Raw genomic sequence first — 13,836 nt, 5'->3', positions numbered from 1 at the left:
AAAAATGTAATTGTTAAAGATTAGTTTTGTAAAATGGAATTATTATGGACTTGAAGCTGATAGCGCATCATAGACCATATTTCATCAAAATAACTGAGATCACAATTAACAGAAAAGCCGGTTGATGCAATGCTGTTAACAATAAAAAAATATACCCTAAATGGAGAACAATAACAACGGACTGGAATTAGAAGAGCAGGATTTATACGAACATTTTAATATTGTTGTAGATAAAGGGCAGTCCTTATTACGTATTGATAAATTTTTGATGCATCGTTTGGAGAATGCTTCAAGAAACCGCATCCAAAATGCAATTGAGGCTGGTAACGTATTGGTGAATAAAGCTACGGTAAAGGCAAGTTATAAAGTTAAACCAGCTGATGAGATTTCGATCGTATTTCCTCATCCACCAAGAGATACTGAAGTTTATCCGGAAGATCTTCCTCTGGATATTATTTATGAAGACGATGATTTACTGATTGTCAATAAAGCAGCCGGGATGGTTGTTCACCCCGGATTTAACAATTATACAGGTACACTGGTTAATGCACTGGCTTTTCACTTCGAACAATTGCCGCAATTACCCGGTAATGAAGGCAGGCCAGGATTAGTTCACCGGATTGATAAAGATACTTCCGGTTTACTGATTATCAGTAAGAACGAAATTACCATGACTAAACTGGCTAAGCAGTTCTTTGACCATACAATCACCAGAAAATATATTGCGCTGGCCTGGGGGGATATTAAAGAAAGTGGTACTGTTACCGGTTTTATCGGCCGCAGTGCTAAAAACAGAATTGTCATGGACGTCTATGATGATGAGGAAAAAGGAAAATGGTCAGTGACACATTATACTGTTCTGGAGCGTCTGGGTTATGTAACCCTGATTAGCTGCCAGCTTGAAACAGGACGTACCCATCAGATCAGGGCACATATGCAACATATTGGCCATCCATTATTTAATGATGCCAATTATGGGGGAGATAAGATCCTTAAAGGAACAACGTTTACAAAATATAAACAATATGTGGCAAACTGTTTTACCTTATTACCAAGACAGGCTTTGCATGCGCAGACTTTAGGTTTTATACACCCGACAACAAAAGAATATATGGAGTTTGAAGCGCCGCTTCCTCCGGATTTTGATTCTGTACTTAACAAATGGAGAAACTACATCGTACAGCCACACTAATTTAATGCAACAGGAATATATTTTACATAACGACCAATTCATTGCGATAGACCAGACTATCCTGACAGCCAGAAACAGAGGTTTCAGGTATGGTGACGGGTTATTCGAATCTATGAGGATGTCAGGTGGTAAACTGAAGTTTGCCGATTTGCATGCTGATCGTTTGCAGGCGGGAATGAATGCATTAAAGATGGATGGGGGAATATTGTTTGACGATTATTTCCTGAGACAGAAGACCGCAGAACTATGCAAAAAGAACAAATTAAAGGATAATGTAAGATTCCGGCTTTCTGTCTACCGTGAAGGAGATGGATTATATACCCCGGACAGTAATAAATCAGGTTATGTACTGGAAGCCGGAACCCTGGCACCGGGTGGTTATGAGCTGAATAAAAAGGGACTGATCATTAATGTTTATGATGAGATCACCAAACCAGTGAATAAGTTGTCGAGTTATAAAACCAGTAACTCTCTATTGTACGTCATGGCTGGTTTATTTAAACAGCAGAACAGACTCGATGAAGCTTTGATCCTAAATCAGCATGGCTTTCTTTGTGAGAGCATCAGTTCTAACGTATTTGTTATATACGACAAACATATTTATACCCCGGCTCTTTCAGAAGGCTGTATTGCCGGGGTGATGAGAAATGTGGTGATGCAGGTAGCGAAGACTAATCAGATCCCGATTACAGAAGCACAGATTAATCCTGAAGTACTTAACGAAGCTGATGAAGTGTTCATTACAAATGCCACATCCGGTATCCGCTGGGTGATGGGTTATGGCCGGAAGCGTTATTTTAACGAAGTCACCAAAACTTTAAGTTCTTTACTCAATGCGTTATAGCTTTTAAGCTATAAACGCATTCCTCTTAAAAATTCATCAATCATCATCCTTTTTTTGCCTTCATACTGTACATCCAGTAAAGTAATAAAGCCATCACTGGCTGCGAACTTTAAAAAAGTTTTACCATCGGTCAGATAGGAACCCGGGGTGATTTCTGGGGCTATATCTTCATATCCCGCTTTGAATATTTTGATTGTCTTTTCATTCAGTTCTGCGAATGCTGTCGGATAGGGGCTAAGGCCTCTGATCAGATTGTAAATAGTTTTTACTGAATTGTTCCAGTCTATTTTACAGAAATCTTTAAATATTTTGGGTGCATGTTTCAGCTCGGCCGAAAATAACTGAGGCTGCTCACTGTAGTCATTGGCCTGGATAGCTTTTACTGTTCTGACCAATAATCCGGCACCAGTCTCCATCAGATGATCGTGAAGGTCACCGGCAGAATCATCTGCTGCAATAGCTACTTTTTCTGAAAAAATAACATCTCCTGTATCGATTTCATGTTTCAGGAAGAAAGTTGTTACACCACTTTCAGCTTCACCATTAATGATAGCATGGTTAATCGGCGCTGCACCACGGTATTGCGGTAAGAGCGAAGCATGTAAATTGATAGTTCCTTTAGCAGGCATATTCCAAACGATCTCAGGAAGCATGCGAAAAGCCACGACAACCTGTAAATCTGCATTTAATGCTTTCAGTTCTGCGATGAAATCAGGGTCTTTTAATTTGAGTGGCTGTAACACTTTTAAACCCTTTTCGACTGCATATTTTTTGACAGCACTCTCCTGTAATTTTTGCCCTCTTCCAGCCGGTTTATCCGCTGCGGTAACTACACCCGCTATTTCAAACCCAGCTTCTACCAGTGCATTTAAAGAGGCAACGGCAAAATCGGGTGTTCCCATGAAAACTATTCTCATCTCTGTTTGTTTTTTTATCTGAATATTGAAGGGGTTACCCATCCTTTGGTTCAGCTAGCAAAATAACTAAAAATTTAACGTTAATTCTGCTTAATCTATATGGTACAGACACCAGAAGAAATTAAAGAAATAGGTTTAGTGTACGTTACTGACAGTATGCCTGGGTTTTACAGGAAAGGAAGAGCCCAGAACTTCTACTACGAAGATCAGCAGGGAAAGAAGATCAAAGATGAAGTTCAGCTAGAAAGGATCCGGGCATTGGTATTACCCCCGGCCTGGACAGAAGTGTGGATTGCTCCTGTAAAGAATGCCTATTTGCAGGCAACCGGCATTGATGCAGCTAAACGTAAGCAATATCGTTACCATCAGAAATGGACCTCACGCCAGTCTGATCTTAAATATTACCGTTTACTCGAATTCGGGCATGCTTTGCCTCAAGCCAGAAAAAGAATTGCCCTTGATCTCAAACGACCGGTCTATGATGAAAGAAAAGTTTTAGCCATCTGTGTACAGCTTATGCAGAAAACACTTATCCGGGTTGGCAATGAAACCTATGCACAACTTTATGGCAGTTATGGTTTGTCAACACTAAGAAACAAACATGTGAGGGTAAATGAAAATGGTCTCAAACTGAAATTTGTGGGTAAAAAGGGAGTGAAGCAGGAAGTGAATCTCAGTGACCGCAGTCTCGCCAGGATGGTGAAAAGGTGCATGGAGATCCCGGGCCAGGAACTGTTTCAATATTATACAACCGGTCAGGAGCATCGGGGGATAGATTCGGGAATGATCAATAATTATATCCGCGAAATTACCGGAGGCGACTTTACGGCTAAGGATTTCAGGACCTGGGGGGGAACTCTCGAAGCTTTCCGGCAAATGGCCGTTTGTACCGCAAATGTAGAAGAAGACCGGCCCAGGAAAAAAATCATTACAGCAATATTGAAATGTGTAGCAGGTAAACTGGGAAATACTCCGGCTGTATGTAGAAGTTCCTACGTATATCCATTATTGCTGGAGGCCTTTGAAACCGATCAGCTGGCTAAGTTCCTGAAAAGGATATCAGTTGGTAAACCCGGTACTGTAAAGGCGATGGAAAATGAGGAAAGGGTATTGATGCAGTTCCTTAAAGTATCGCAAAAACAAAAATAGTTAAGCCTTTTTACTCCAGTTTGATCCCAATACCCTTGTAATTTTGAAGTGTTTCATGATCCGGATCAGTATCGGTGATAATAATATCAATATCGCTGATACTGGTAATATAGTAAGGTTCTGTTGTATTCAGCTTTTCTAAAGTGGCCAGTGCAATGATTTGTTTCGAAGTTTCGACCATGGCTTTTTTGACCTGGCTGTCTTCATAACTTATTCCAGTCACACCTGATGTCAGGTCAATGCTGCAGATACCCAGGAAACAAACGTCTGGCCTGAATTCTCTGATCACTTGTATAACCTCAAAACCGGAGGTAGAAAAGGATGATTTATTTAACCGGCCACCCAGAAAGATAACCTCTATCAGTGGGTGATCTTCCAGTACGCTGGCTACAGGAAAGCTATTTGTAATCACTGTAATCTGTAAATCGCGCGGCAGGTGTGTGGCAATGGCCAGAACTGAGGTTCCCGAATCAAATAATACTACTTGTCCGTTTTTTAAGAATTTGACTGCTTTTAAAGCGATAATTTCTTTATGGCTTACGTCATAATGCTCTCTTTCCCGGAAATGAAGTGGAATAGGGGAATGCGAAATGGCCCCACCGCGAACAGCTTTGAGTAATCCCTGATCTGATAATTCTTTGATATCACGTCTTACAGTATCTTCAGAGACCTCTAATAGGGTACTGAGGTCTCCTAATAAGACTTTTCGCTCTCTGCGTATATGTTCAATAATCAGTTGTAATCTTTCAGCCTTAATCATATTGATGCAAATATAAGCAATCTTATGAAGATAAATGTTGCATATTATTGCATAATATTGCTACATTTGTTGCAATAAACTGCCAATATGAATAAAGATAGAAAAACAATAGCCATCGATATGGATGGTGTCCTTGCTGATATAGAAGTCCAGTTTATGGATTGGTATGAAAGTGAATATGGAATCCGGGTACGTGCAGATGAAAGACTAGGTGTACCAGAGCCCGAAGGTTTCCCTGATCAGAATGCCATCAAAAGATATGTATATACCCCAGGATTTTTCAGGACTATACCCCTGATGGAGGGAGCAGTTGAAGCTGTCAGAACCTTAATGGAAGATTACGAGATTTTCATCGTATCTGCAGCCATGGAATTTCCGCAGTGCCTGTCCGAAAAAATGGAATGGTTACAGGAACATTTTCCTTTTATCAGCTGGAAGAATATTATTTTTTGTGGAGACAAGCGTGTTATAGCGACTGACTATATGATTGACGATCATTGTAAAAACCTGGATTTTTGTATGGGCAAACCCATTCTGTTCCATGCTTCACATAATGTAAATCAGCATCACCACCTCAGGGTTAGAAGCTGGAATGAAGTGTTGGATATATTTGAAAAAGAGAACGCTGCAAAAGCGTAGGTTAATATTTGCTGTATCCCTTAAGGATACAGCAAATATTTTTTTCTCATCAGCTTATACTGACTTAGTCCGGGTTCCCAGCTGGCCCTGATTTCTTTTTCTGATTTACCTGCAATAATCTGCTCCTTTAAGCTGTAAACTCCTGCAAGTTTATCAAAATTGTTCATCTGTTTACTCAGTTTATAATTGAAGAAATCTGCTTTGTCGGGATAAACACGGTAAAGTTCAATCAGCCATTTGAGCTGGAGTTTTTTTTCCTTTCTGATTGTTTCTGAATTATAATTTCTTAAGTCCAGACCGTAACATTCCTGATCCTGGTGTAAAGGAGTTTCTGCCATTCCTTTAATACTTTTGGGTGTAAACGAGAATTTATACTTTCCTTTCAATGCCGGCGCACCTAAAAGCGTAAACGGGTACCGGGTGCCCCGGCCCTGGCTGATATAAGTGCCTTCAAACAGGCATAAGGTAGGATAAAGCAGGATAGACTGTTGGGTATTCAGGTTCGGAGATGGTTTAACAGGTAATTCGTAAGCCATATCGTGGTTATAATTAGCTACCTTGATAATGGTCAGTTTACATTGTTTTTTGTCTTTCAGCCAGCCTTCACCATTAAGCATCTGTGCATATTCGGCAACAGTAAGTCCATGTACAATCGGGATTGGCTGTATACCTATGCCCGATACCAGTCTTGCATCGAGAATCGGACCATCTATATAAAAACCATTAGGATTTGGTCTGTCCAGGATGATCAGTTCTTTGTTATTTTCTGCACAGGCCTGCATGACAAATTGCAGGGTGTTGATATAAGTGTAAAAACGAACACCAACATCCTGAATATCAAAAACCATGATGTCTACATCTTTCAGGTCTGCCTGCGTTGGAGTCTGATGTTTGCCATACAGGGATATTGCTTTAATACCCGTTTTCTGATCTGTTGCATCATCTACTTTTACCCCGGCACTGGCATCTCCCCTGAACCCGTGTTCAGGCCCGAATATTTTGACAATATTTACCCCGCGTTTTAAAAGACTGTCTACCGAAGTAGTTTGTCCGATCACAGAAGTAGGGTTTACGACCATACCAATACGTTTTCCTTTGAGTAAAGGCAGATACTTTTCTGTCTGGGCAGCTCCTGTCAGAATTTCTGCAGGGGGAGTCTTTTTTGCGGCAGGTTTGGGATTAGCACAAGCCTGAATACTCAATATAACCAGGTAAACGGGTATTATTATTGTAGTTGATAGTTTCATATTGAGCTTTTTTTTCTAATTATGATTGATTTAAAAATCAAATAACCATTTTTGCTAAGTTACAGTTTATTAAAAAAATTTGAATACAGAATATTTTATAGCCTCGCGCATTGCCATAAAATCAGAACGTACATTTTCTAAGTTAATCGTCCGTATAGCTATTGCGGGTGTGATGCTTAGTCTTGCAGTAATGATGCTGTCCGTTGCTATCATCAAAGGTTTTAAAACAGAGATCCAGGAAAAGGTAAGAGGTTTTGTCGGTGATGTAAGGATTTTTAAACTGGATTTAAATAACTCATTTGAACAGACACCATTCATTCCCGCCGCCAAAACTATAACCGATCTTCAGAAAAACAAGGATATAGTCTATTTTCAATCCTATGCTACAAAACCAGCCATCATTTCTGCAAATGATGAAGTAGAAGGAATCAATTTCAAAGGTATAGACAGTACCTATAACTGGGATTATATCCGTAAACATTTAGTCAGTGGCAGGGTTATTAATTTTGCTGATAGTACCAAGGCAACCAGGGAGATCCTGATTTCATCGTTTACTGCGAACCGGTTGAAATTAAAAACCGGGGATAACTTTATTATGTACTTTGTACAAAACCCTCCGCGTAAACGTCCTTTCAAAATTGTAGGAATTTATGATATCGGTGTAGAAGAAATTGATAAAAGCTTTGCGCTTGGAGACATCAATATCATCAGGCGTTTAAATAACTGGAAACCGAACGAAATCGGCGGCATAGAAATTAAACTGAAGGATTTCAACAGGCTGGACCCCGTATCTGATCAAATTTATGCTTCGATGGAGATTAACCTCAAATCAGCTTCGGTAAGAGAGTATTTTCCTAATATATTTACCTGGTTATCCCTGCTGGATGTAAACACCAGGGTATTACTCATTCTGATGATGATTGTGGGTGTGATTAATATGATTACAGCTTTACTGATTATGATCCTGGAAAGGACTAATATGATTGGAATGTTGAAGGCTTTCGGGATGACTGATTACAGTGTAATGAAGATATTCCTGTATAATGCTATGTACCTGGTTGGAATAGGTTTATTGCTCGGTAATATCCTGGGCCTTGGATTAGGGTTTTTACAATACTACACCCATTTCTTTAAGCTGAATCAAAGTTCCTACTATCTGGCTTATGTACCTATCGAATTGCACCTGACTGATGTACTGCTATTAAATGCAGCTACACTGGTTATTTGTATGATCGTTCTGATTCTGCCTTCCTTACTGGTGAGCAGGATATCTCCGCTGAAAGCAATCCGTTTTAAATAAAAAACGGATTGTACCATTTGGTACAACCCGTTTTCAGATGTCCGTTCCCGGACTGGTTTTTACTTTGCTTTTTTTACATATTGATCTAACCAGGAATTCATTTCCCATAACATGTGCAACAGGTTTTCTTTACCACGGTAGCTATGTGCTTCATAAGGTAAGGATACAAATCTTGTCGTACCACCAAATCCTTTAATCGCGCTAAACAAACGCTCAGAGTTGATGGGGAAAGTTCCCTGATTATCATCAGAATCACCATGTATCAATAATAAAGGTGTTTTGATTTTATTCGCATAACTGAATGGGCTCATTTCATAATATAATTGAGGAACATCCCAATAGGTACGGTCTTCGTTCTGGAAGCCAAATGGGGTCAATGTTCTGTTGTAAGCACCACTGCGGGCGATACCAGCTTTAAACAAATTGGTATGCGCAAGTAGGTTGGCAGTCATGAAAGCTCCATAACTATGTCCGCCTACTGCCATTCTGTTCCTGTCTCCCACACCTAGATCTGACAACTTATTGATCGCGGCTTCTGCATTTAACTGCAGCTGCTCTACAAAAGTATCATTCGGTTTTTTACCTTCTTTTGCAACAATTGGCATTTCGGCATTATCCAGAACAGCATAACCTTGTGTTACCCAGAAAATAGGGGAAGCCCAGCTAATGGTCGTAAAGCGATCTTTTGAACCTCTGATCTGTGCTGCATCAGCAGCCGAGTTAAATTCACGTGGATATGCCCATATCAGTGTAGGTAGTGGGCCGTCTTTCGCTTTATCATAACCTTTTGGTAAATACAGGTCTCCTGTCAGATCTACCCCGTCGGCACGTTTATAAGCTATTTTCTCTTTGGTAACTCCTTCCAGACCTGGATAAGGATTAGTGAAATCAGTCACCTTGCGGTCTGCTATTCTTAAAATCAGGTTTTTGATATAGTAGTTAGGTACCTCTTTCTGAGATTCTTTTCTGGTGAACAAGATTAATTTCTCCGGATCAATTACGTCGGCAACATATTCATAAGTGCCTTCGGTACTACGCCAGATAATTTCATTCTTTTTAGTGGCCAGATCAAATTTTGCCAGGAATGGAAGATCTCCTTTTGGTGAAGAACCAGTCATGTTGTTCAACAATAATTTAGTTCCGTGATCAACTGTCTGAATAACCTGAAGACCAAATTTGTTTTTTTCAGTTACAGGATCTCCCGGGTTATTGTATTTGTCAGTCTCGTTCAGCTCGTATAAAGTTTCTATAGTTCCGGCTTCAGGATTATAACGGCTTACTTTAATCGTTTGTTTACTGCGTAATCCTTCTCTGACTAAGGCTAGCGTTGCATTGCCCCAGGTTGTGCTCTGGTAACGGTTTTGTGTTTTAAATAGTTCTTTAGCTTGTCCTGAAAAAGGTGCGCTTAAAGCATAAACAGCATCATGAAAAGGAACCTGTTTTTTGATTAGTCCACTGTCTAAAGGCAGAGCCCAGGTAATGGTCGCAGCTTCATCGTCTCTCCAGTCGTAGCTGCGCGGAACATTCTGAGTATTGTCATAACCCGATGGGGTGCTCTCCCTTGAAGGAAGTTTAGCGAGTGTTTTAATCGGTTTACCAGCCAGATCAGTAATTTTTACAGTTGATGGGAAACCTGAATAAGGTACCTGGTAAGAAAAAGGCTTATCGATAGTTTTTTCCAGCAGGTATTTTTTATCAGGAGAAACATTTATAGCAGTATAAATAGCAGGCTGACCAATTAAAGTCTCTACACCATTTTTATATTGTACCAGTTGGGAAGTTGCAAAAAACTCAAATAACTGCTCGTCATAAGGAGTTTTAATTAAATCCTGATAAGTAGGATTTGGGGAAGCTTTACCCAGGTTGAGCTGTACTGCCGGACCTTTAGGCATCAATGATTTAACAGGAACTGCTGCTGCAGATTTAGTAGCTGTTCTGTATAATAGTGTAACATCATCTACCCAGGTTATACCACCTCCAAGTACCACATTCAATGGTTTTTTGTTCACTTTGACAGCTTTTAATGTCGCAATGTCTATGATATACAAATCAACACCTTTAGCAGTAGTCTGTGTGAAAGATATTTGAGTTTGTGAAGGGTTCCAAAGCGTATGTGCTGCAAATAAAGGAGCTGGGAGGCCAGCAATTACAGCAGTTTTACCAGTTTTGATATTTTTTAGCGTATAACCATTAATAAATGTTTGCCTGCTTGGCGAAAAATTATTTGGGTTGATACGTAAACCGGCAATGCGGAATTCGGGCATAGCCAGTTCTTCGACAGACGGATAGGAGTTACGGTTGCTTAATAACATCCATTCCGCTTTGCTGTCAATGCTTACCGAAGGAGTCGGTTGGGCAAGTAACAGGTCGGCTATGGCTTTGGGAGGTTGCTGGTAATTGACCGCATCCTGCGCAAATACACCAATCGAGGTGCTTAGTAAAAAGAGGCAGAGTAAAGATTTCTTCATGTTAAAAGGTTATTTGTTAATCCGGTAAAACTACAAATTACCAATCCCTGATTGTCCTGAATCGTATCAAAATGTTGATACAATAAGCAATTCCTTGTACATTTCTTCGGGTTTTGTACAGATCATACCGGATATTGGGCTTATTTCCGTAAATTTGGCGGAATATCAATTTTAACTGAAATACTGTGTCGTTAGATAAATTAAAACTAAGTAAGCCCCTGATCACCGCGATGACTGATGCCGGGTACTTAACCCCAAAGGAAATCCAGGCTAAAACAATGTCCAGGATTCTTGGAGGACAGGATATACTGGCTGTTGGTCCTGAAGGATCGGGTAAAACAACAACTTATATTCTGGGTGTTTTAATGCGTTTAAAGTATACCAAAGATGATGCACCTAAAGTGTTAATCCTGGTAGCTGATAAAGACCGGGCTATTGCAGTGATCGATCAGTTTATTTCTTTAAGTAAAAACAGGGATCTTAATATTGTTGGTCTTTACGGGACCGGTGGTGTTGAAGCAGAGGTTAATGAACTTGTTTTAGGTATCGATATTGTTGTCGCTACGCCAACAAGAGCCAGAGCAATTTATCTGAAACTTGGGTTGAACCTGAGTAAACTGCAGACTTTCATCGTAGATGATGCCGAGCTGATTATTCAGCAGGGCATGCAATTACCAGTTTGTGAGCTGGCCAGAAGTGCAGGTAAATGTCAACATTTGGTTTTCACCGAAGTGATCCATGAAAAACTGACTAAGATGACAGATCAGTTCCTGAATTTCCCTACAGTAATTGAGGTTGAAGATTTTGGGGATACACAAGCCGAAACAGTAAGCCAGGTGCTTTACCAGGTTCCGAATTATAAAACCAAGCTTAATTTACTGCGTAATCTATTGCGTGATGATGAGGTTTTCAATAAAGCAGTCGTTTTTGTAAATTCAAGACTTACAGCACAAAAGGTAGCTAAGAGTATTGAAAGCACTAAAGAAATGGAATTCTCGATGTTCAGACCATTACATTTTGATGAAAATGGTTTTGATAATTTTGAAGATTTCAAAGAAAGTGCTGAGGCAAGAGTACTGGTTGTTGCGAATCAGAATGAAGGTCCGTTGGATTTAAGCGGAATTCCGTTCATCTTCCATTTTGAAGTTCCTGAAGAAAAGGAAACTTTCTTAAGCCGTATTATTAAAGATAAAGAAAGCCAGGAAGAAGTTGTTGCGATTACTTTTGCAACAGATATGGAATTGGTTCAGGTGAAAAAAATTGAACAGTCAATAGGTAAAAAACTAGAGCTGATGGAACTGCCTGAAGAGATTCTGATAGAAAAAACACTTAAGCCAAAAGGGTTTGATAAAAACAGAGTCGTGAAGGAAAAGAATGAAGAGCCTGCAGGTGGTGGTGCTTTCCACGAAAAGAAAGAAAGTAACGCTAAAAATTATAACTATGGGATAGGTCAGAAAGCTAAGATGACCATGAAGAAGAAACATTCCTAAATAACATATAAAGATAAGATTGCTGTTTTCTGGTATTCGTTTTTCATTAGGGGATACGACCAGAAAACAGCAATTTTTTTATACATGTAGCCCGTTTGAATAGCTATATTCGTCATAAATATCCTTATGCTTAGACATTCATTCAAAATCGCCATACTGCTCACCAGTCTTTCGTTTTTCAGCCTGCATGCAGCTGCTCAAAAAGTAACAGAGCCTCAAAATACTAACCCAGAGTGGTCTAAGCCTTATCCACCGTTTAGGATTGCAGGTAATCTTTATTATGTAGGTTCATACGATCTGGCTTGTTATCTTATTGTCACCCCTAAAGGAAATATTCTCATCAATACCGGGCTTGCCGCTTCGGCATCCATGATCAAAGCCAATATTGAAACACTGGGATTCAAGCTTGCTGACACCAGGATTTTGTTAACCATGCAGGCACATTTTGACCATATGGGGGCAATGGCCGAGATCAAAAAAATGACTGGTGCCTATATGATGGCAGATGAAAAAGATTCGGTGGTCATGGCTGACGGAGGTAGCTCAGATTACGCATTAGGGGGAAATGGCAGTACCTATGAGCCTGTTAAGACCGACTTCATCTTACATGATAAAGATGTAGTGAGGTTAGGTGATATGCAGTTGGTCATGCTTCACCATCCGGGGCATACCAAAGGTTCCTGTAGTTTTCTGTTTGATGTCAAAGATGAAAAGAGGTCTTACAAAATCCTGATTGCTAATCTACCTACCATCGTGACAGAGAAAAAGTTTGCTGAGGTCACAGCTTACCCTGATATGGCCAAAGACTATGCTTATACATTGAATGCGATGAAGAACCTGACATTTGATATCTGGCTTTCTTCGCACGCGAGTCAGTTTGAATTGCATACAAAACATAAACCCGGGGATGCCTATAACCCTGCAGCTTTTATGGATAAAAAAGGTTATGATAAGGCAATCAGTGAGTTGCAAGCTAAGTTTGCTAAAAAGTTAGCGTCTGAATAAAAAGCCATTGAGGAATGATATCACTGGTATACAATGGTGTATAGATTTCATGCTGTAGCCCTTCAATTTCCCAGAACAGGATTTTGGAGGATTTGAGCCCCTGCATTTTCTGATAAAGGAGACGGTCTCCGGGGATAGGGTTCTCCTGGTCATCATTTCCGTGTATCAGCCATAAAGGAGTGTTTTTGAGCTTAAAAAACCCTTCCTGCATCGGAATCCCTGATATAAAAACACCAGCTGCAAATAAATCCGGTCTTGCCATTAGCGCATTATTAGCAGTAGATGCCCCCATAGAGAAACCAATGGTATATATCCTGTTAATATCTACTGGTAAAGCATTCTTTAGCGAATCTACTAATTGTATTGCGCTGCGTACACCAGGTGCAGGAACCGAGGTAAGTACGCTATCAGCATTTTTGACATAATTTGATGAACGCCCGGCAAACTGTACGGCAAGGACATAAGCCGGATAACGCTTACGAATAGCATCCTGCGCCCAAAATTTTACTAAAACATCAAGTTGGGCAGTATTGTCAGTTCCTATGCGGCCCGAATTGTGAAATATCAGGACAAGTGGATACTTCTTTTGTGCTGTCACTGTATCCGGGGCCAGTATTCTGTATCTGATCAGCTCTTTATTGTTGCCTGTAAATTCACCCGCTCCAAACAAGTTGTTGCTGATACTTACTATATCTTTCCTTTTGCTTGCTGCAAGCTGTTTATCTGCCGGAGGTTTAACCAGCAGATGTGATGAAATACGCTTATTTGAAATAGCACAGCCTGTCAGTAGTATCAGAATAAAGAAGAGAGAAGCCCTCATGTTGA

The 13,836-nt window shown here is 40.1% G+C and carries 12 protein-coding genes; 7 read left to right on the top strand and 5 right to left on the bottom strand.

Going from position 1 to position 13,836, the window contains the following annotated elements:
* Positions 1 to 160: 160 nt before the first annotated feature.
* The gene (locus HDF25_RS11475) at positions 161 to 1,192 is read left to right on the top strand and encodes an RluA family pseudouridine synthase (RefSeq protein ID WP_184624898.1); all 1,032 of its coding nucleotides are present in this window, start codon (positions 161 to 163) and stop codon (positions 1,190 to 1,192) included.
* A gap of 4 nt (positions 1,193 to 1,196) precedes the next feature.
* Positions 1,197 to 2,036, top strand: coding sequence for an aminotransferase class IV (locus tag HDF25_RS11470; RefSeq protein ID WP_184624897.1), 840 nt, complete (start codon positions 1,197 to 1,199; stop codon positions 2,034 to 2,036).
* 8 nt (positions 2,037 to 2,044) lie between these two features.
* Here the strand turns inward: HDF25_RS11470 and fmt are convergent, their stop codons facing one another.
* Positions 2,045 to 2,953 (bottom strand): methionyl-tRNA formyltransferase, encoded by a 909-nt coding sequence (gene fmt, locus HDF25_RS11465; protein ID WP_184624896.1) that lies wholly within the window; start codon positions 2,951 to 2,953, stop codon positions 2,045 to 2,047.
* A gap of 99 nt (positions 2,954 to 3,052) precedes the next feature.
* Here fmt and HDF25_RS11460 point away from each other — a divergent pair, with 99 nt between their 5' ends.
* The gene (locus HDF25_RS11460) at positions 3,053 to 4,102 is read left to right on the top strand and encodes a DNA topoisomerase IB (protein WP_184624895.1); all 1,050 of its coding nucleotides are present in this window, start codon (positions 3,053 to 3,055) and stop codon (positions 4,100 to 4,102) included.
* A 10-nt stretch (positions 4,103 to 4,112) separates the two neighbouring features.
* Here HDF25_RS11460 and HDF25_RS11455 read toward each other — a convergent pair whose 3' ends face one another.
* Entirely contained in the window at positions 4,113 to 4,862 is a 750-nt protein-coding gene (locus HDF25_RS11455) for a DeoR/GlpR family DNA-binding transcription regulator (RefSeq protein WP_184624894.1), read from the bottom strand.
* A gap of 87 nt (positions 4,863 to 4,949) precedes the next feature.
* Between HDF25_RS11455 and HDF25_RS11450 the strand changes: the two genes are divergently transcribed.
* Entirely contained in the window at positions 4,950 to 5,501 is a 552-nt protein-coding gene (locus tag HDF25_RS11450; RefSeq protein ID WP_184624893.1) for a 5' nucleotidase, NT5C type, read from the top strand.
* 20 nt (positions 5,502 to 5,521) lie between these two features.
* Here HDF25_RS11450 and HDF25_RS11445 read toward each other — a convergent pair whose 3' ends face one another.
* Positions 5,522 to 6,748, bottom strand: a complete 1,227-nt coding sequence (locus HDF25_RS11445; RefSeq protein ID WP_184624892.1) for an exo-beta-N-acetylmuramidase NamZ domain-containing protein — start codon at positions 6,746 to 6,748, stop codon at positions 5,522 to 5,524.
* A 79-nt stretch (positions 6,749 to 6,827) separates the two neighbouring features.
* Between HDF25_RS11445 and HDF25_RS11440 the strand changes: the two genes are divergently transcribed.
* Positions 6,828 to 8,048, top strand: a complete 1,221-nt coding sequence (locus HDF25_RS11440) for an ABC transporter permease (protein ID WP_184624891.1) — start codon at positions 6,828 to 6,830, stop codon at positions 8,046 to 8,048.
* 59 nt (positions 8,049 to 8,107) lie between these two features.
* Here HDF25_RS11440 and HDF25_RS11435 read toward each other — a convergent pair whose 3' ends face one another.
* Entirely contained in the window at positions 8,108 to 10,516 is a 2,409-nt protein-coding gene (locus HDF25_RS11435) for an alpha/beta hydrolase family protein (protein ID WP_184624890.1), read from the bottom strand.
* A gap of 185 nt (positions 10,517 to 10,701) precedes the next feature.
* Here HDF25_RS11435 and HDF25_RS11430 point away from each other — a divergent pair, with 185 nt between their 5' ends.
* Both HDF25_RS11430 and bla read left to right on the top strand, forming a co-directional pair.
* Entirely contained in the window at positions 10,702 to 12,006 is a 1,305-nt protein-coding gene (locus tag HDF25_RS11430; protein ID WP_184624889.1) for a DEAD/DEAH box helicase, read from the top strand.
* A gap of 126 nt (positions 12,007 to 12,132) precedes the next feature.
* Positions 12,133 to 13,011: a subclass B3 metallo-beta-lactamase gene (gene bla, locus HDF25_RS11425; protein WP_184624888.1), complete on the top strand. Its 879-nt coding sequence runs from the start codon at positions 12,133 to 12,135 to the stop codon at positions 13,009 to 13,011.
* Here bla and HDF25_RS11420 read toward each other — a convergent pair.
* Positions 12,989 to 13,831 (bottom strand): phospholipase, encoded by an 843-nt coding sequence (locus HDF25_RS11420; protein ID WP_184624887.1) that lies wholly within the window; start codon positions 13,829 to 13,831, stop codon positions 12,989 to 12,991. The two genes, bla and HDF25_RS11420, sit on opposite strands and share 23 nt — an antisense overlap.
* Positions 13,832 to 13,836: the final 5 nt, after the last annotated feature.

Source organism: Pedobacter cryoconitis, from assembly GCF_014207135.1.
GTDB classification, from domain to species: Bacteria; Bacteroidota; Bacteroidia; order Sphingobacteriales; family Sphingobacteriaceae; genus Pedobacter; species Pedobacter cryoconitis_D.
Note: the sequence above shows the minus strand (reverse complement) of the source record. Positions and strands in the feature narration are given on the sequence as shown.